Consider the following 18,944-nt stretch of genomic DNA (forward strand, 5'->3'; position numbering starts at 1 on the left):
GAGCGTGTGATTGAGACTATGCTTCATCAGCTTTCAAATATAACAGGTGTATTGAGCAATATTCAGGACTTAGTGATTCAGCTGGACCAGGATGGTAGCCGCGTGGTTGAAGCACTGACATTGATCTCTGATATTTCCGAGCAAACGAACCTGCTGGCACTGAACGCATCTATTGAAGCGGCCCGGGCCGGAGAACATGGCAGAGGCTTTGCTGTCGTTGCAGATGAAGTGCGAACCCTCGCAGGTCGCTCGAAGGACGCTGCAGAAAATATCAGCCGGATTATCGATACGTTCTCAGAGCGCTCTAAACAGATGCGCACCGCATCGGAGCAAGCAGGTGGAGAAGCCGAAGCTCTGAACCGGGACATTGGAGGTTTTCATGAAACCTTCACCCGACTGGCAACTTCTGCCATAGATACTAACAAACGCTTAGCCCACGCCAGTGATAAAAACTTCACCATTCTGGCAAAAGTCGATCATATCGTTTACAAGCAGCGAACCTATCTTGGAATCCAGGATACTCAGGAGCATACAGAAGCAATCAATGCGGTTAGCGTTGATCATCATAACTGCCGTCTCGGCAAATGGTATGATGAGGGTATAGGTTACGAACAGTTCCGACACCTGAGCAGCTTCAAAAGGCTTCAGGAACCTCATGAAGCGGTTCATAAGTGCGCCCAATTCGCGGTCGAACTCGCATCCAATAACTGGATGAGCAATCAGGATATCCGTGATGAAATTGTTGCTGCAGTTAATCGTGCAGAAAGTGCCAGCAACGAGGTTATGTCTCTGCTTGATGCTATGGTTGAAGAGAAGCACCACAGTATTTACAGTTAACGAATAAGCCTGATGGACTGAGCAGAGATAAGAGGCCACACCTTGCCTGGCTGCATTCGCCTCCGTACAATCTGGGTACATCTCAACTTAAAAGCGATATAAAACAGAACATTATGTCCAAAAACCGTGCAGTCAGTCAGCTTGTCGAAGAGTTCTGCCAGCAACGTCCAATCCGCGCAGGATCCCTGATCATTACCGTTTATGGCGACTCTATAGCGCCAAGAGGAGGCACCGTCTGGCTTGGTAGCCTGATTAACAGCCTTGAACCCCTGGGGTTGAATCAACGCCTGGTCAGAACCTCCGTATTCCGCCTGGCTAAAGAGGAGTGGCTTACCGCTGAGCAGATTGGCCGCCGAAGTTACTATAGCCTGACGGCATCAGGTCGCCGCCGTTTTGAGAAAGCCTTCAAGCGTGTTTATGCTCCGGTCCTACCAGATTGGGATGGCCAGTGGTGCCTGGTGATTACCAGTCAGCTTGATCAGGATTTACGAAAAAATGTCAAAGAGGAATTGGGCTGGCTTGGCTTTGGCCCAATTGCACCGGGCATTATGGCACATCCCATGGCGGATATGTCCGAACTGCAATCAAGTCTGAAAGATCTGGGCGCACTGGATGATGCCATTATTTTTCAGACCCATAAGCAGGATGTGATCAATGGTCGCCCTCTTCGCCTGCTTGTGCGTGATTGCTGGAATCTTGACGAGTTGTCTGAAAGCTACCGGCAGTTTCTGAATAAATTCCGCCCGATCTGGAATGAGTTAAAAAATGAGGACAAGCTTGATCCCGAAGATTGCTTCCTTATCCGCACACTGCTTATCCATGAATACCGCAGGGTTCTGCTGCGCGACCCCCAACTTCCGGAAGAGCTTCTGCCGAACGACTGGGAGGGAACTGCCGCTCGCCTTCTCTGTCGCAATCTCTATCGTTTAGTTACTGAAAAAACCGAGCACCACCTTAGTCAGATACTGGAGACCGCAGAAGGTCCTCTGCCTGATGCCTCCCCGGCTTTCTATAAACGCTTTGGTGGCCTGAGTATCTGAGCTCTCAGTCCAAGGATTTTTATGTCATTACAGATTGCTATTGTTGGTAGCGGACCCGCTGGTTGCTTCATGGCTGAGCTGCTCAGTCGTAAAATAGATGACTGTCAGATCGACATCATCGAACGCCTTCCATCACTGTTTGGCCTTGTTCGAGCAGGTGTTGCACCGGACCATCAGGGTACAAAAAATGTCACTCGCCAGTTCGAGCGCACTCTGGAAAAGCCAAATATCCGGGTTCTGGCAAACCTCACCGTTGGTAAGGATATAAGCTACGAAACACTTAAACAGTTTTACGATCTGATTATTTTTGCGACCGGAGCATCCCGGGACAGGACATTGGATATTGCCGGAGAAGAACTATCAGGGATCTATGGTTCCAGCCATTTTGTGGGTTGGTACAACGGCCATCCAGATAGCCACCAGCCCCCCCCAACACTATTAGGGCCATCAGTTGCGATTATCGGACACGGTAATGTTGCCCTTGATATTGCAAGGCTTTTAGCAAAAACACCTGAAGAGAAAGTAAATACAGACATCTGCCAATCCGCAATGGAAGCGATAAATCAAAGTGATATTCGGGATATCTTCCTGATTGGCCGAGGCTCGCCTGAACAGGCAAAATTCACACCGCCGGAACTTGCTGAACTTAAAGATCTGTCAAATGCAATCCCTCTGATCGAAAGCTGTGACATACCTGAATCACCCTCGGCCGACCTGGAACAGAGGGAGGCCCGTGCCAAACAGATGAACCTTGATCTGTTCAGGGAGTTTACCCAAAATGTAACACCTGACTTATCGGAAAAAACCAGAATTCACTTTCTGTTTAATCTGAGTCCATTAAGCATTCAGGGTGTAGGCGGCAAGGTGTCTTGTCTCAATCTAAAACAGACGTCCCCAGGTAAGTCGGAGAAAAACCTGTCTGTTCCAGTCAACACTTTGATCAGTGCCATCGGCTATCGCAGCGACCCGATCACAGGCGTTCCTTTTGATGACAGCAACGGCCGCCTGATTCACGAGTCTGGACTGGTTGAAAACGGTGTTTATGTCACGGGCTGGTGCCGCCGGGGACCAACAGGTGTTATTCCGACGAATCGCGCTGACGCCCTTGAGATCAGCAAGCGCATCCTCAATGATCTGGATAATGGCGTTATTCCGTCAGGCAAGCCAGGACGAAAAGCGATGGATCAGTTTATTAAGGATCATCAGCTTCAGGTACTGAGTTATGCTGACTGGAAAATAATCGACAATGCCGAGCAGTCAGCAGCACAGGGTGAAAAGCCACGCGAGAAATTCATCTCAACCGCAGACATGATTAGTCTTGTCCGCTAGACCGGCTTATTATCCAGCCAGGACTAAAGAGGAGCAGCCTCACTACTGCAGCTAGTATGCTCTTCAGTCAACACCGTCTTCTGGCCTGATGATTTGTCCATCTTAAAGACGACCTCTTGTTTTGAGCAACTTTTAATTACGGATAACAGGCTACAGGCATTGCAGCCGGATAATATAAAATCACTTCACATTCATCAGGTTACTCTTCATGCCTCTCTCAACTGCTACTCGCCGCCAACTGATCCATACCCGAACCGTAACCTGTAATGCTTTTAAGCGTGATGATGGTCTCTGGGATATCGAAGGCCATATGACAGATATCAAAACGCTGCCGATCCCTAACGAAGACCGAGGGGGCAGCATCCCTCCGGGAGAGCCCCTACATGAGATGTGGCTACGCCTGACGCTGGACACTCAACTCACCATCCATAATGCTGAAGCCAGCACGGAACATGCCCCCTTTTTAATCTGCCCCAACATAACCGGAGCTTATAACGCACTGAAAGGCTTGAATATCGGCCCAGGCTGGACTAAGAAAGTCAGAGCCTTACTGGGCAAAGCCGGTGGCTGTACCCATCACACGGAACTATTGGGCCCTATGGCCACAACCGCATTTCAGGCACTCTATGAAGAGCTGAAAAAACAGGAACAGCAAAGCAATCAACCACCAGCCATCATCAATACCTGCCACGCTCTGGCACAGAACAGCCCGGTAACGCAGCGCCTTTGGCCTGACCACTATCAGGCAGATAACGACCAGCCTGAGTCAGATGAAGAAACCAGTGTCTAAATTATTCTCACAATACTAAGCCACGGCACAGGTATTCTCAGGCAAAGCAGAATAGACTGTCTGCCAGTAGCTATCTATAACAAAAACAACGGAGTTCACTATGGCCGACAGTATTATTATTGCAGCTGCCCGCTCATTGAATCAGCAAGGCGACCTGCAAGCCGTAACCCGATTGATTCAGGATGCCAAATCCCTGGGCAAACGCTGCATAACGCTTACCATTGATAGTCTTAAAATACCCTGGAACAGCCCCGTTGAGCATCATCATTTCCGGAGTGGTTGCGGCCCTCTGGAGGCTTTATCTGTCGCCAATCGACTCATTCAGGACGGAGATGCAGACCTGGTCGCAATCCACGGTAAAGACTTTATCAAAAGCGATTACTCCCAGGCAGAGCGCCATGAAAAAATGTCGATCTATTCTGAGCTTTCGATGCCAGAAGCCTACACCCTGCTTGCCCGGCACTTTTGTGAGCAACAAGGGCTCACGCAAGCAGGGTTTATCCGGCTCAGAAATGCTATTTTTGAGAACCTGAAGCAAACGGGAGAACAGCAAAAGCTAAAGCTTCCTGCTGAGTCCTGGTATCAGCCTCTGACAGAATTATTTCGGGGTGTTGATTGCGCCAATCCCGTGGTCGACTTCGAAGGACTATTGGTCGTCAGCCATCAGGGTTCAGACCTGCTCCCTCAAATAGAGCCTGTTGCTATTAAGGGTGTTGGTATCGGTATTGCTGAACATGATGGCCCGGAGTATGCCCGTGAGCTGGCCCATTATCATGCCCTTGAAAAAGCCGTGCATTATGCGGAAATTCAATCCGGCATGAATGTATCGAAACTGTTAAAAAATCCAGAAACGCTAACGGAAGCCTATACCTGCTACCCAGTTGTCCCTCTGGCTCTGCTAATGGTTGCCGGTTCTATCCAGTCTGAAGATGCACTCATGCAATGGCTGAACCAGAAGCCACTGACCTGTACAGGAGGCATGAATCTGGCACGAGCGCCATGGAACAACCCAGCTCTGAATGGCCTGATTGCTGTCTGCGAATCACTTCAGAACACCAAACAGGATGCCTTGGTGCATGGTAACGGTGGCCTAGGCTACAAACAGGGCATCGCCCTACTTGGCCGTTAATATATTTTATTACCCACTCCCCTAGTATTATTAATTTTTACTTATATAAAGCCTCTTCCCTGAAGCAACAAACCCACATTATAAATGTGCGTTTGTTGTTTCTGTACAAAATATCAATCAGTATATTAGACGTTACTATTTGCTAACAAAAAAGGCATGAGTTAATCCATACTTATAGTGTGCATATAACAATAAGTTAGGCTACCCTTGCAATAAATATCCACACAGGGAGTAGAGAATTGATACAACGGAAATCAAGAATAAAAAAAGGATTGCTCACTGTCATTTTAATCGGTTCAGCTTTAGGGCTTTTCTCAGTTATCAGCTGGATAGGTACCGACTACGCGCTGCACGCCACATCCGATCAGGCTTTCTGCGGTAGTTGCCACAGCATGAAGCCGATGCAGGCCTCCTTTCTTGATGACGTCCACGGCGGGGCATCCACAAAAGGTATTCAGGCACTTTGTTCCGATTGTCATCTGCCTCAGGACAACTACATCTCCTATCTTTATGTCAAAGCCAAAAGTGGCGCTTGGGATGTCTGGAAAGAGTTTGTATTGGGTGCTGATGATGTGGACTGGTATGCCAAACGGAGCCGGGCGAATGAATATGTCTATGACTCCGGCTGTCTGAAGTGCCACAACAATCTAAAAAGCGGCTCTGAACGCATGAATAAACAGTTTGTTGCCCATAAGCCTTATTTTCTGGGTGCCACTGAAAAAAGCTGTATTGATTGCCATTCTGTTGGCCATAAAAACCTGGAGCACAGGCTCAAAGCGCATTTTAGCCCATATGAAGCAGCCATAAAAAAATAATAAATAACACAATTAATAACCGTCTTACGATAAGCAGACCCAAAGGATGATGAGGTTTACCATGACCATAAGAGAGATCTATCGCCCAATACTGTTGTTGCTGGCACTATGCCTGCTGACATTCAGTCACACAGGAGTAGCGGCTGAGTCAAACAAGAGTATCGATATGAGCCAGGTGCAAACCATCAGCTTTAAGCGTGGCCTGAGCGAAGTCGATAAAAGCTGCGTCAGTTGTCACCAAAAAGAACAGCCCGGTATTGTTGCCGATTGGAAAGACAGCCGCCATAGCCATGTCAGTGTCGGCTGCTATGATTGCCACGCGGCTAGGGAGGGGCAGCCTGATGCCCAACTGCATAACAAAGGCGAATTGAAAAACGTCTACATTACCCCTTTGGTTTCCCCCGCTACCTGCGGTCGCTGTCACCCGAAAGAGCAGGAGCAGTTTAATCAAAGCGGCCACTTCCGCGCTCACCATCAGATCATCCCGAAAGACAGCTTGCATGCACTGGTAAGGGTTCACGAGGGGCGAAGTAACGAAGAGCTGGGTAACGCACCTAATGAAACAGGTTGTATCCAATGTCACGGAACCGAAATCAAACTGGATAAGGACGGCCATCCGGACCCAACAACCTGGCCAAACGCCGGCATGGGCAACATCTATCCTGACGGTGCCACCGGCAACTGCGCGGCCTGTCATACCCGTCATAAATTCTCTATTGCCGAAGCGCGTAAACCCGCAGCCTGTGCATCATGTCACCTTGGCCCGGACCATCCGGATATTGAAGTTTTCAATAACAGTAAGCATGGCCATATCTTCAACGCTGATGGCAACAACTGGAAGTGGGACTCGCCACCGGATGGATGGGAACCAGGAGACTACCGTGCACCAACCTGCGCAACCTGCCATATGAGTGGTATCGGTGAACTCAGCACGACTCACAATATCACCGAACGGCTGTACTGGAACCTATGGGCAAAAAAATCCGAGGTTCGTAACTCCGATGATGTGTTGAGTCCTTTGCTGGGTAACGGCGTTGAAGGCCGTAAAAAGATGGAGCAGGTCTGCAGCTCCTGCCACAGTTCACGTCATACTGAAGGCTTCTTTAAACAGGGCGACAAAGCCGTCAAGCTTTACAATGTCGAATACTTTGCCCCTGCTAAAAAAATGCTGGATGAGCTGAAGGCCAAGGGTTTATTGAAAGAAAATCAATGGACGGACGAGTTCCAGATCACCTTCTATCATCTGTGGCATCACGAAGGTCGTCGCGCACGTCATGGTGCTATGATGGGAGCACCTGATTATGCCCACTGGCACGGTTTCTTTGAGCTGCAACAGGACCTCTATAAGCTAGAGGCAATTTATAAAAAGCGTCTTGAAACAGGTAAAATTGAAGACTAAATGAATACTTAATGCTTCAGACCTGCGCAATACCGGAAGCCTCTGCACTTGCAGGGGCTTCTTTACATTCTGAATTTTAATTCTCAGACATTCTATTCAGCTGATCATTTTCTCACTGGACAGCAATATCAACCAGGCCTAATCTTACCGCCGACCCTATCTTTCTTTACTTTCTGTTTGCAGCGAGAAAAATAATGGCTCCACGCTATATGGCAACCCTCGCCCTCCTGTTAGCAATGCTACTCTGGGCCAGCTCTTTTATTGCTCTTAAATACGCCTTTCAGTGGTATCCGCCAGAATGGGTGATCTTTGGCCGTATGCTGGTCGCCGCAATCTGCTTTTTACCTTTCTGGAAGCTACTCAAACCTAAACATATTCCCCATAAAGATAAACTTTGGTTACTGGCATTGGCTTTTGCAGAACCTGGCCTGTATTTCATTTTTGAGAGCCTCGCCCTTGAAAATACCAGTGCGTCTCAGGCGGGTATGATCACGGCCCTCCTGCCTATGCTTGTGGCCATTGGAGCGGCGTTCTGGCTGAAGGAAAACGTTAATCGTTGGATGATGCTGGGATTTGCTCTCGCCATTGCGGGAGCAATTCTTTTAAGTACCAGTAGTCAGGCCGACGTCAGTGCACCACGCCCTGTCTTCGGTAATCTGATGGAGTTAATGGCGATGATCTGTGCTGCGGTTTATACGCTCATCCTTAAGAAACTCTCTGATCGCTATAGCGCTTGGTTTATTACCGCATTCCAATCCTTTTTTGGCACAGTATTTTTCCTGCCTATGGCATTATCCGTTGAGGGTGAGCTGGTATTTCATCAGGAAGGCATCCTCTCTATTCTTTATCTGGGAGCCCTGATTACTCTCGGTGCTTACGGACTCTATAACTGGTCGGTTCAACAGATACAGGCCACACATGCCAGCGCTTACACCAACCTGATTCCGGTTTTTACTGTCATTATGGCGTTTCTGATTCTGGATGAGCGTTTTACTCAAGGACAAATCATTGCAAGTTTTCTGGTAATTGCAGGGCTTGCCCTCAGTCAAATGCCCGACAAAAAAATAGCATCTACGCGATCTACACCCCAAGAAAACGTACCACCAGAGGTAGGATGAAAGCACTTAACATGCCGGTCAGCCCCATCGCGAGTCCGGCAAAAGCGCCTGCAACAGAACTGACGGCAAAGCTTTGAGCTGTACCAAAACCATGGGCTGCAAGCCCCATGGTAAAGCCCTGTACACTGTGATCATTAATCTTCAGAGCTTTAAATAACAAAGGCCCTATCACACAGCCAATGGCGCCGGTTACCAGCACAAGTCCAGCTGTTAAAGAGGGATAACCTCCAATTTTTTCAGCAATCCCCATCGCGATAGGTGATGTTACCGATTTCGGTGTCAAAGACAGCACGGTCTCCCGGCTCCCTCCCATCCCAACAACAATAGCGATAGTAGAAACCGCCGCTGTAATAATCCCGGAAATACAGGCGATGATCAACGGCCAGAACATCTGCTTTACCCGCTCGAGATGATCATAAAGCGGTACAGCCAAAGCCACTGTCGCAGGCCCCAGCAGAAAATGGATAAACTGAGCACCTTCAAAGTACTGTTGATAGTTCATATCAATCAGTGTCAGGAAGGCCACAATAATCGCGATGGCAACAATCACAGGGTGCAAAAATGCACTGCCTCCAGCCAAGCGATTAATCTGGCTTGCGACAAGAAAAGCTGCCAGAGTCACCATAATACTCATGATAGGGCTGGCAGAAAGGTAAACCCATAGTGTACTCAGATCATCCATGCTGCCCCCCTTTCTTTTCCGGATCAGATGAATCGATATAGCGGGCAGCAAGCTTATTCAGCAGAACGCCGGTAACTAACAAAGTCACCGCCGTACTTAACACCAGAGCCGTCGCAATCACCAAACCGTCAGCAGCAATCAGGCGGTAGTGCACCATAAGCCCAACGCCCGCCGGAACAAACAACAGCGCCAGATAGGTCAAAAGGCCTTCACTGGCCTGGCGCACCCCTTGCGGCACACCACCATTAATAATGAGACCAATCAGTAAGAGCACCATCCCCACCACAGGCCCGGGAAAAGGCCAGTCCAAATAGCGAACCGTCAGTTCACCAAGGAACTGACAAAAAAGTAAAACCAGAAAGCCGAATAGCATAGCAACCATACATCCGTTTGAAATTACGTTTTGGCATAATGCCTTCACAACCTGCCAAATGATATAGATCAAAGGTAAAAATCACCCAAATGCAAAGCTTAATACCAGCGTCATAAAGAAGTTCAACAATAGAGCTTAAATTCAGTTTCAAACTCATGTTTCAGACCAGATACATTAAGGCCAAAACAGCGTTTAAAACGCACAGCGCTTTTTTAGGGTCTCCAGAATTTTTTCAACTTCGGCCTGAAACTCCTCATCTGCTTGCACAGGAGGAAATAATGAAACAGCAGTCCTACTACAATGGTCATTTTTCGGGCTATACCTGCAAAGCTTGCTTCAGGCGTTTACCAAGGTCCGTGTTTTACCTGCCGCTTGAGGGGCGCTACCTTGAGTTCTGCCGATCCTGTACACAAATTCAACAGAAGAAAAGAAACGTTGCAAAGGCTGCCTAATCAAACAGTTAATTCACCTCCGCAGCACAAGACCTTCGAATAAGAGTAAGGTATCATTGCCTCAACTGGGCATCGGTGCACTTACCGTCGCCTGCTCCACCCGAAGAGATTAACAACGCAGACGAATTATGATTATTAAGCCAAAAATTCGCGGTTTTATTTGTACAACAACCCACCCGACAGGATGTGAAGCTAATGTGCGTGAACAGATCGAGTTCACAAAAGCACAAGGCTCAATCAAAAACGGACCTAAGCGCGTTCTGGTGATCGGTTCTTCAAGTGGTTACGGCCTGTCTTCCCGTATTGCAGCAGCTTTTGGCTCCAATGCATCTACCATCGGTGTTTTCTTTGAAAAGCCACCAACAGAGAAGAAAACAGGCACAGCAGGCTGGTACAACGCTGCAGCATTTGACAAAGCAGCTAATGAAGCGGGTTTGTATGCCAAAAGCATCAACGGTGATGCCTTCTCTCACGAGGCTCGCGCTAAAGTTATCGAGCTGATCAAAGAAGATCTGGGTGATATCGATATGGTTGTTTACTCACTGGCATCGCCAGTTCGTAAACTGCCTGATACCGGTGAAGTGATCCGCTCCAGCTTGAAACCCATTGGCCAGCCATACCGCTCAACGGCGATCGACACCAACAAAGATGTGATCACCGAAGCAGAGATCGGGCCAGCAACTGAGCAGGAAGTTGCTGATACCATAACGGTAATGGGCGGCGAAGACTGGGAACTGTGGATCAACGCTCTGAACGATGCCGGTGTTCTGGCTGAAGGCTGTAGAACCGTTGCGTATTCCTACATCGGCACAGATATTACCTGGCCGATCTACTGGCACGGCGCACTGGGTAAAGCAAAAGAAGATCTGGATCGTGCCGCGACAGAGCTGAATAGCAAACTAGGCAAGAAAGGCGGCAGTGCAAATGTTGCGGTTCTCAAGTCCGTTGTAACTCAGGCTTCTTCGGCTATTCCAGTTATGCCTCTGTATCTGGCGATGGTGTTCCGCATTATGCGCGAACAGGGTCTGCACGAAGGCTGCATGCAACAGATTTATCGCATGTTCAGCACCCAGCTGTTCAAAGAAGGGAACTCAGCACCGGCAACGGACGACACCAACCGCCTACGCCTGGATGACTGGGAACTGAAAGAAGAAGTTCAGGAAGAGTGCCGCAAACTATGGCCTCAAGTAACCACTGAGAACCTGTTTGATGTGACGGACTACCAGCTGTACAAGGACGAGTTCCTAAAGCTGTTTGGTTTTGGTCTCGACGGCGTTGACTATGAAGCAGATGTAAGCCCTCTGGTAGACTTCCAACCTATCGAGCTGTAACTGCATGCAATAACAGAACGGTTCCCGATAAGCCTCTCTGGTATCCTCCATTTTTGGCACGACCAGAGAGGCTTTTTATTTTTCGGAACCTCAACTGACTTCGTTAAATAGCAGGCATAAAAAAACCCGCTTTCGTAAAAGCGGGTTTTTCAAATTTGGCTCCCCGAGCAGGACTCGAACCTGCGACCAATAGATTAACAGTCTACTGCTCTACCAACTGAGCTATCAGGGATCTCTCGAAGAGATGGCGCATATTATAGACGCTATATTTCCTCAGTCAACACTATTTCTTGATTTTTTTTGTACTCAGATCATATTGTTTACACAGCTACCATAGTAATAGAGCGCAATCCTAGTAAGATGATACCAAAGTGGACTTAATGGCAGATTTTAGCGTGAAAATAAGATCAGAAACTCCCTTCGCACGTATTCCCGTATGCGACTCAGAATTTAATGTTATCGCATATGAGCTTATGGTTGGGGGCACAGGACAATATCAACCTGCCTTACCAGAAATTATCTCAGCCACCCTCACAGATCCCAGAATTCACGATCTTCTGAATCATCGGCCGGCACTATTACTTGCGGATGCCGAAGCAGTAAGACTTATATACAGTGAGCTGCGCTTTCCCATGAATCAGTTCTGGCTCATGCTGGAGTCCCGCCAGGCAATACGCGTTGATCCATTTCTGATCAAGGGCCTGAAAAAAAGAGGTGCGCACTTTGGCCTATCGATTAACCATGGTGATCTGCCAGACCTTTCTGATGAATTACTCAGTAGCATCAGCTTTATCCGGGCTCCCAGCGAACACTATCTGAGACGCAACCTGAATCTCCAGGTTGACGGAAGCTGGCGCTGTATAGCCTCTGAAGTAGATAGCGAGAAGCTCTATACCCAGCTCCGGGAGCAGGGGATCAACAGTATCCAGGGGCGTTATCTGCCGAAACCGGAAACCACGGATATAAAGCAATTTCCAAGTAACAAGCTTATCGCCCTGGAAATCCTAAATCTCCTGGGTGATGTCAATGTTTCACTGGAAGACCTTGAGAATCTTATTGTTCAGGACTTACAGCTTTATTATAAACTGTTAAGATTCATTAATTCTGCGTATTATAACTTTAATCGTAAAATCAGTAATATTAAAGAGGCTCTTATCTACTTAGGGCTAAACTCTCTACGTAGTATCAGTCTGGTTATCGCGCTGTCTGAATCGACAACCCGCTCACCAGATCTCTTTTATCTGGCCCTGACCCGGGCCAGAATGTGTGAACTTCTGGCTAAGTCGCATGGCTGGCCCAATGAGTCTATCTTTTTCAATGCAGGATTGATTTCCCTACTGGATGTTCTGCTGGATATTCCGATGGATACTATTCTGCCGGAGCTTCCTCTCAGTGCTGCCATTAAAGATGCCGTGCTAAATTTTGAAGGAAGAACAGGTGCAGCCCTGCAATGTGCCATCTATTATGAACATGTGGACTGGCAGAAAATCGAGGATAGCCAGTTCGATAAGGATCTCGCACATTCGGCCTACCTGGAAGCAAGCCGATGGGCAACCACTCTGCAGGAGGGACTCACCTCTACAGCAGAGTCATAGGAGTTTTTAAAATTATGAGTAAACTTCTGAACACGGTAAATCAAAGGACCCAGCTGGCCGGAGAAAACCGTCTGGAACTTCTGCTGTTCCGTCTGGAAGACAAACAACTTTACGGCATTAATGTGTTCAAGGTGAAAAAGATCATCACCTGCCCCGCATTAAATGAGATGCCTCATCGCCATCCTATAGCTCTAGGCGTTGCCAATACAATGGATGGCCCTCTGCCTATTCTGGATCTCAAGCTGGCGATAGGCCATGGCTCATCCGTTAAAGTCCGCGGAAATAGTGTCATTGTTGCGGAATACAATCGCAAGATGCAGGGCTTTCTGGTACATAAAGTTGAACACATTATTAATATTGAGTGGAGTGAGATTCACCCACCACCAAGAAGCGTTGGCAAAGAGCATTATCTGACAGCTATTTCCAAATATGGTGACGAAATTATCGAAATCATAGATGTTGAGAAAATTATCGCTGAGATCATGCCTTTCAATGAAACAGTGAACAACCCTTTAACAGAAGCACTGGACTCTGCTTATGAAAAGCAGAGCGAAGAAGGCACAGCACCGAATAAAAATGTTTTGGTTGTTGATGACTCTGTCGTCGCCCGCAATCAGATAAAACGCTGCCTGGAGGCTGTAGGCTTTACCTGCACACTGCTGAAAAATGGCCTGGAAGCATATCAGCATCTCGAAGAAATCACAGTTTCAGGCAGACATCCCAATGATGAATACCTGATGATGATTTCCGATATCGAGATGCCGGAAATGGACGGCTATACACTGACCCGCCGGGTTAAAGAAAATCCGGACATGAAAGACCTCTACACACTACTCCATACTTCTCTCAGCGGTGTTTTCAATAAAGCCATGGTAGAAAAAGTTGGAGCCGATGATTTTATTGCTAAATTTGATGCCAATGAATTAGCCAATGCCGTGCTGGAGCGCCTAAAGCCGTCCAGCGCTGCCTGATTAAAATTTCCAGACCATCAAACAAAAACCTGTTCATCTGAGCAGGTTTTTTGCCTTCACCAAGGATAGCGCTGACATTAATGCAGGCGATCATTACTCATAAGTAACTTCATTTTTTCAACGGTAGGCCTCTCAACGACCCCTCTCTCCGTCACGATTACATCGATAAGATCGGCAGGTGTTACGTCAAAGACAGGATTAAACGCCTCTACATTTTCAGGTGCAATTTGGTGTCCCTTTACATTTACAATTTCTTCGCGCCCTCGCTCTTCGATAGGAATATCATCACCATGTTCCAGGCTCATATCGATAGTGCTTGTGGGTGCTACAACCATAAAGCGAACACCATGATGCAGCGCTAATACTGCGAGATTATAAGTTCCTATCTTATTAGCAACATCACCGTTAGCTGTAATACGATCCGCACCAACGATGACCCAGGATACATCCTGGGTTTTCATAATATGAGCCGCAGCACCTTCAACATTAAGTGATACAGGGATTTCTTCCCGCATGAGCTCCCATGCTGTTAAACGAGCACCCTGAAACCAAGGCCGGGTCTCATCCGCATGTACATGATCAATCAAACCTTTCTCAAAAGCAGTACGGATAACACCTAATGCCGTTCCAAAACCACCCGTTGCAAGCGCCCCAGTATTACAGTGCGTCATCACAGAGCGCCCTGCATCATGAGTCTCTGCAATCAGGTCAGCACCAAACTCCCCCATTGTGCGGTTAGCGGCCACATCTGACTCATGAATCTCAATAGCGACTTTCAGCAATGCACCCTGAGGCGATGTTTCCGGGTCAAGCCCATCAATAACACCTTTCATTTTGTCGAGAGCCCAAAACAGGTTCACTGCCGTCGGTCTTGAGTCAGCCAATACCTGAATATGTTCTTCCAAGGCATCCTTCCAACTTTCAGGGCTTACCTCAAAGGACTCTCTGGCTGCCAACACAACACCATAAGCTGCAGCCACACCAATAGCAGGGGCGCCACGGACAACCATATCAGTAATTGCTGAGGCCACAGCAGCTGAATCATGGTACGAAAGATATACCTCCTCCTCAGGGAGAGCTCTTTGGTCCAATAACAGTAAGTGGTCATCCTGCCAAATAATCGCCTCTACACCCTTCTCTTCGGTACTACTCATTCAAAACTCCGGTGTCAGTGCCGCCCATGGCGAAAGCTTTTCGCAAAAGTTTGGCAACGCAATAAAAGCAAGGCGGCTATTATAACGATGAGCAAAAAAATCGACAGTGTCAGCGCATTAAAAAGTGCATATACTGTGTGGAAGTTTTTGTTATCTATCAGGATTTTCTCTTATGACGAGCCAAGTTGATTCTCTGTTACATGCTCGCTGGATCGTACCGGTTGACGAAGCCCAGTCCGTACTGGAATACCACAGTATCGCCATCGATCAGGGTAAAATTCTGGATATCCTACCCACGGACCAAGCCAGAGAAAGATACTCGGCAAAACATGAGCAGACGCTTGACGACCAGCTTCTGATGCCGGGCTTAATTAATGCTCATGGTCATGCAGCCATGAGTCTCTTTCGCGGTCTCGCAGATGACCTGGCACTTATGACCTGGCTACAAGAACACATCTGGCCGGCTGAAGGTGCTTTTGTCAGCCCTGAATTCGTGCGTGACGGTACCCAGCTGGCAATTGCCGAAATGCTTAAATCCGGCACCACTTGCTTTAGCGATATGTATTTTTATCCCGATGTTGCCGCAGAGACTGCCAGCGACCTGGGCATGCGAGCTCAAATTTGCTGCCCGATTCTTGATTTCCCAACGCCCTGGGCAAAAGATGCCGACGAGGGTATCCACAAAGCGATCGAAGTCCATGCAACTCAGCGTCATAATGCACTGATATCCATCGCCTTTGGCCCCCACGCACCCTATACAGTCTCCGATGAGCCGTTAAAGAAAATAGCGTCAATCCAGGAAGAACTGCAAATACCGGTTCAAATGCATGTCCATGAAACTGCATTTGAAGTAGCTGAAGCCGAAGAAAACGGCCAACGGCCAATAGCCCGCCTCTCCAAATTGGGACTGCTGGGGCCTAACTTTCAAGCCGTACACGTCACTCAGCTAAATGATGAAGACCTTTCCCTTCTGGTCCAGCACAATGTCAAAGTCATTCACTGTCCGGAATCAAACCTGAAGCTTGCCAGCGGCTTCTGCCCCGTTGATAAACTTATCAGATCCGGGATCACTGTCGCGCTAGGTACTGACGGCGCAGCCAGTAACAATGATTTGGATATGTTCGGCGAGATGCAAACCGCAGCCCAGCTTGCCAAAGCCGTTTCCGGTGATGCCTCATCAGTCCCTGCGTATGAAGCCATTAAAATGGCGAGTCTCAAGGGCGCTGAAGCCTTAGGCCTGGAAAAAATCACCGGCAGTCTGGAGATCGGCAAAGCTGCAGATATCATTGCTATTGATATGAGCCAGCCAGAAACTCAGCCCGTTTATCACCCTACCTCACAGCTGGTCTATACCCGCATGGCGGATAAGGTAAAACACGTATGGGTTAACGGCAAAATGTTGGTTCGGGATGGTATACTTACCCAGATAGATATCGAAAAACTGAAACAAAAAGCCCGTCAGTGGGGAGAAAAAATTCGTGCAGGAGACAGCCATGACTGAGTCAAATACTACTCAAAATGTTGACTACAGTGAAGTCGCAAAGTTTGAGGCTTTGGCCTCACGTTGGTGGGATCGTGAAAGTGAGTTTAAACCTCTGCATGACATTAACCCATTACGTCTGAATTTCATTGATGAGCGCGCTGACCTCGCCGGCAAAAAAGTACTGGATGTTGGCTGTGGTGGCGGTATTCTCAGCGAAAGCATGGCCCAGCGCGGCGCAGATGTTTCCGGGATAGATATGGGTGAAGCTCCGCTCTCAGTTGCCAAATTACACCAGCTGGAGAGCGGCCTGAAAATCAATTATCGCCGTATCACCGCTGAAGAGCTGGCAGAACAGGAACCGGAACAGTATGACGTAGTAACCTGTTTGGAGATGCTGGAGCATGTCCCTGAACCAGCAAAGGTTATTGCCGCATGTGCACGCCTGGTTAAGCCCGGTGGGCAGGTTTTCTTCTCAACAATTAACCGTAACCCTAAAGCCTATCTGTTTGCCATTGTTGGCGCTGAATATCTGCTTCGTATGCTCCCCAAAGGCACCCACGACTTCAGTAAGTTTATTCGCCCGTCTGAACTGGGTAACTGGACCCGGGCTGCAGGTCTTAAAAATGGCGACCTGACCGGCATGGTCTACAACCCATTGACCAAGCACTACAAACTGAATTCAAATGATGTATCAGTCAATTATCTGCTCCAGTGCTTTAAGCCCTCAGACACAATTTAAGGACATCCAGGCCGCACCAGCGGCCTGTTTTCATTATGATCAAATCCCCTTCAGCCGTACTTTTCGACCTTGATGGCACCTTGCTCGATACAGCCAACGACCTTGCCTACTGCCTGAACTTGTTACTTAGCGAAGAAAAAAAACAAGCACTTCCTTTGGAAGCCATAAGGCTTCATGTCTCCAACGGTGCCAATGCTATGCTCGATTATGGTTTTGGTTCCGTCCCGGATGATGAGAAACGGCACCTGCGGGAGCGCCTTCTTCAGCTCTATGAGGTCAATATAGCCATCCATACCGTTTGGTTTGAAGGACTTGAGGAATTTACCGCCCTACTCAGAGCAAAAGCTGTGCCTTGGGGAATCGTTACAAACAAGCCACGCCTTTATACCGATCTTCTTCTGGATGCCATGCAGATCAACTCGATCATTGATGTTGTCGTATGCCCTGATGACCTGAATATCGCTAAACCTGACCCCCGTCCCATGCTACATGCCTGTCAGAAAATAGGTGTCAGACCTGCTCAGTGTGTTTACGTAGGCGACCATGTTCGGGATATAGAGGCAGGCAAAGCAGCCGGAATGAAAACCATAGCAGCCGCTTATGGCTACCTGGAGGAGCCGGAGCGTGTTTCCGAATGGCAGGCTGACTATATTATCCAAAAAAGTTCAGATATCACTCAGCTGTTTGAGTTCTGAGTTTCATAGAAAGGATCGCAAACAAAAAAACGACCCGAAAGCCGCTTTTTTAGAGATATTAACGAATCAGACTTCCGCATCAACCTTTGGAGGCTGAGCGTCATACTTCTGACCATTAACGCCCTTGCTATCCGGCCCCATAAGATAAAGATATGTCCCCATAATCTCTTCAGGTGTCCGCAGCGTTGCCGGATTCTCACCTGGGTATGCTAATTGGCGCATGCCTGTTCGGGTAGCACCAGGATTAAGACTATTAACACGTATACCGGATATATTCTCAAGCTCATCAGCCAAGGTTTCCATCAGGCCCTCCGTCGCGAACTTGGAAACGCCATAGGCACCCCAAAATGCACGTCCTTTACGACCAACACTTGAAGACGTAAAAATCAGGCTGGCATCTTCTGACTCATACATCAGAGAAAGCAAAGACTGAGTCATCAGAAGGGCAGAATTAAAATTAACCTGCATTACCTGCTCCCACATTTGAGGATTATAAGCCTCAACAGGAGTCAGTGAGCCAAGAATACTCGCGTTGTGCAGAACGCCATCAATCCGACCAAACTCTTTCTGCAGCAACTCCGCCATTTCACCATAATCTTTATAGGTCGCGGTCTCAAAGTTAAGCGGAAAAATAGCAGGCTGGGAGCCACCCGCTTCTTCAATTTCATCATAAACTTCTTCAAGTTTTTTGATCGTACGTCCCACGAGAATAACGGTAGCACCGTGGGCTGCATAACTTTTAGCTGCCGCACGACCAATACCATCACTGGCACCAGTAACTAAAATAATACGATCTTTTAACAGGTTCTCAGGCGCTTTATAGCCAAACTCACACAACATAGAAATTCTCAACCTCACGTTAAATACTACCCTGCTCCACAGAACAAAGCTGACTCATATCCTTAAACAGCATCAACAACAGTGCAGGGTCTGAAGCACTTCATCAGCAAAGCTCATAGAACTTGCATGACAGCGGTAAAAGCCTGAGCCCCGCCTGATATCAGCCTGGAAC

The 18,944-nt window shown here is 48.0% G+C and carries 18 protein-coding genes, 1 tRNA gene and 1 pseudogene; 15 read left to right on the forward strand and 5 right to left on the reverse strand.

Annotation, left to right across the window (positions count from 1 at the left end):
• Window positions 1-18 precede the first annotated feature (18 nt).
• The 9 genes and pseudogenes from ACN0R8_RS01785 to ACN0R8_RS01825 all read left to right on the forward strand — a co-directional run.
• Window positions 19-345 (forward strand): annotated as a pseudogene (locus tag ACN0R8_RS01785) (methyl-accepting chemotaxis protein); the annotation flags it as partial.
• A 135-nt stretch (window positions 346-480) separates the two neighbouring features.
• Window positions 481-837, forward strand: coding sequence for a CZB domain-containing protein (locus ACN0R8_RS01790; protein ID WP_417595176.1), 357 nt, complete (start codon window positions 481-483; stop codon window positions 835-837).
• A gap of 113 nt (window positions 838-950) precedes the next feature.
• Window positions 951-1,877: a phenylacetic acid degradation operon negative regulatory protein PaaX gene (gene paaX / locus ACN0R8_RS01795; protein WP_417594479.1), complete on the forward strand. Its 927-nt coding sequence runs from the start codon at window positions 951-953 to the stop codon at window positions 1,875-1,877.
• Window positions 1,878-1,898: 21 nt separating this feature from the next.
• Window positions 1,899-3,206 carry an FAD-dependent oxidoreductase gene (locus ACN0R8_RS01800; RefSeq protein WP_417594481.1) on the forward strand — a complete coding sequence of 436 codons (1,308 nt, stop codon included), beginning with the start codon at window positions 1,899-1,901 and terminating at the stop codon, window positions 3,204-3,206.
• A 208-nt stretch (window positions 3,207-3,414) separates the two neighbouring features.
• Entirely contained in the window at window positions 3,415-3,996 is a 582-nt protein-coding gene (locus ACN0R8_RS01805; protein WP_417594483.1) for a DUF2889 domain-containing protein, read from the forward strand.
• 100 nt (window positions 3,997-4,096) lie between these two features.
• On the forward strand, window positions 4,097-5,125 hold the full coding sequence (locus tag ACN0R8_RS01810) for a hypothetical protein (RefSeq protein ID WP_417594485.1): 1,029 nt from the start codon (window positions 4,097-4,099) through the stop codon (window positions 5,123-5,125).
• Between the two features lie 272 nt (window positions 5,126-5,397).
• Window positions 5,398-5,940: a cytochrome c3 family protein gene (locus tag ACN0R8_RS01815; protein ID WP_417594487.1), complete on the forward strand. Its 543-nt coding sequence runs from the start codon at window positions 5,398-5,400 to the stop codon at window positions 5,938-5,940.
• 61 nt (window positions 5,941-6,001) lie between these two features.
• Window positions 6,002-7,339 (forward strand): multiheme c-type cytochrome, encoded by a 1,338-nt coding sequence (locus ACN0R8_RS01820; protein ID WP_417594489.1) that lies wholly within the window; start codon window positions 6,002-6,004, stop codon window positions 7,337-7,339.
• A 194-nt stretch (window positions 7,340-7,533) separates the two neighbouring features.
• On the forward strand, window positions 7,534-8,457 hold the full coding sequence (locus ACN0R8_RS01825) for a DMT family transporter (RefSeq protein WP_417594490.1): 924 nt from the start codon (window positions 7,534-7,536) through the stop codon (window positions 8,455-8,457).
• Here ACN0R8_RS01825 and ACN0R8_RS01830 read toward each other — a convergent pair.
• The gene (locus ACN0R8_RS01830; RefSeq protein WP_417594492.1) at window positions 8,420-9,139 is read right to left on the reverse strand and encodes an LrgB family protein; all 720 of its coding nucleotides are present in this window, start codon (window positions 9,137-9,139) and stop codon (window positions 8,420-8,422) included. The genes ACN0R8_RS01825 and ACN0R8_RS01830 overlap by 38 nt on opposite strands.
• Window positions 9,132-9,512 carry a CidA/LrgA family protein gene (locus tag ACN0R8_RS01835; RefSeq protein WP_417594494.1) on the reverse strand — a complete coding sequence of 127 codons (381 nt, stop codon included), beginning with the start codon at window positions 9,510-9,512 and terminating at the stop codon, window positions 9,132-9,134. The genes ACN0R8_RS01830 and ACN0R8_RS01835 overlap by 8 nt, the downstream gene beginning before the upstream one ends.
• A 580-nt stretch (window positions 9,513-10,092) precedes the next feature.
• On the opposite strand from ACN0R8_RS01835, the gene fabV reads away from it, so the two are divergent.
• A complete protein-coding gene (gene fabV, locus ACN0R8_RS01840; protein ID WP_417594496.1) occupies window positions 10,093-11,295 on the forward strand; it encodes an enoyl-ACP reductase FabV in 1,203 nt (400 codons plus the stop codon).
• Between the two features lie 156 nt (window positions 11,296-11,451).
• On the opposite strand, the gene ACN0R8_RS01845 is transcribed toward fabV, so the two are convergent.
• Window positions 11,452-11,527 (reverse strand) — tRNA-Asn (locus ACN0R8_RS01845).
• A gap of 148 nt (window positions 11,528-11,675) precedes the next feature.
• On the opposite strand from ACN0R8_RS01845, the gene ACN0R8_RS01850 reads away from it, so the two are divergent.
• Together ACN0R8_RS01850 and ACN0R8_RS01855 are read left to right on the forward strand one after the other, a co-directional pair.
• Window positions 11,676-12,890, forward strand: a complete 1,215-nt coding sequence (locus tag ACN0R8_RS01850; protein ID WP_417594497.1) for an EAL and HDOD domain-containing protein — start codon at window positions 11,676-11,678, stop codon at window positions 12,888-12,890.
• Between the two features lie 14 nt (window positions 12,891-12,904).
• On the forward strand, window positions 12,905-13,861 hold the full coding sequence (locus tag ACN0R8_RS01855) for a chemotaxis protein CheV (protein WP_417594499.1): 957 nt from the start codon (window positions 12,905-12,907) through the stop codon (window positions 13,859-13,861).
• A 77-nt stretch (window positions 13,862-13,938) separates the two neighbouring features.
• Here ACN0R8_RS01855 and mtnA read toward each other — a convergent pair whose 3' ends face one another.
• On the reverse strand, window positions 13,939-15,015 hold the full coding sequence (gene mtnA / locus ACN0R8_RS01860; RefSeq protein WP_417594501.1) for an S-methyl-5-thioribose-1-phosphate isomerase: 1,077 nt from the start codon (window positions 15,013-15,015) through the stop codon (window positions 13,939-13,941).
• Between the two features lie 172 nt (window positions 15,016-15,187).
• Between mtnA and ACN0R8_RS01865 the strand changes: the two genes are divergently transcribed.
• The 3 genes from ACN0R8_RS01865 to ACN0R8_RS01875 are packed head-to-tail and all read left to right on the forward strand — an operon-like array spanning window position 15,188 to window position 17,932.
• On the forward strand, window positions 15,188-16,516 hold the full coding sequence (locus ACN0R8_RS01865) for a TRZ/ATZ family hydrolase (RefSeq protein ID WP_417594503.1): 1,329 nt from the start codon (window positions 15,188-15,190) through the stop codon (window positions 16,514-16,516).
• The gene (gene ubiG / locus ACN0R8_RS01870) at window positions 16,509-17,237 is read left to right on the forward strand and encodes a bifunctional 2-polyprenyl-6-hydroxyphenol methylase/3-demethylubiquinol 3-O-methyltransferase UbiG (protein WP_417594505.1); all 729 of its coding nucleotides are present in this window, start codon (window positions 16,509-16,511) and stop codon (window positions 17,235-17,237) included. Before ACN0R8_RS01865 ends, ubiG begins: the two co-directional genes overlap by 8 nt.
• A 35-nt stretch (window positions 17,238-17,272) precedes the next feature.
• Complete coding sequence (locus ACN0R8_RS01875) at window positions 17,273-17,932, forward strand: HAD family hydrolase (RefSeq protein ID WP_417594507.1); 660 nt, start codon at window positions 17,273-17,275, stop codon at window positions 17,930-17,932.
• 66 nt (window positions 17,933-17,998) lie between these two features.
• Here the strand turns inward: ACN0R8_RS01875 and ACN0R8_RS01880 are convergent, their stop codons facing one another.
• Window positions 17,999-18,772, reverse strand: coding sequence for a YciK family oxidoreductase (locus tag ACN0R8_RS01880; RefSeq protein ID WP_417594509.1), 774 nt, complete (start codon window positions 18,770-18,772; stop codon window positions 17,999-18,001).
• Window positions 18,773-18,944: the final 172 nt, after the last annotated feature.

Source organism: Oceanospirillum sp. (assembly GCF_048265165.1).
Lineage (GTDB): Bacteria > Pseudomonadota > Gammaproteobacteria > Pseudomonadales > Halomonadaceae > Oceanospirillum.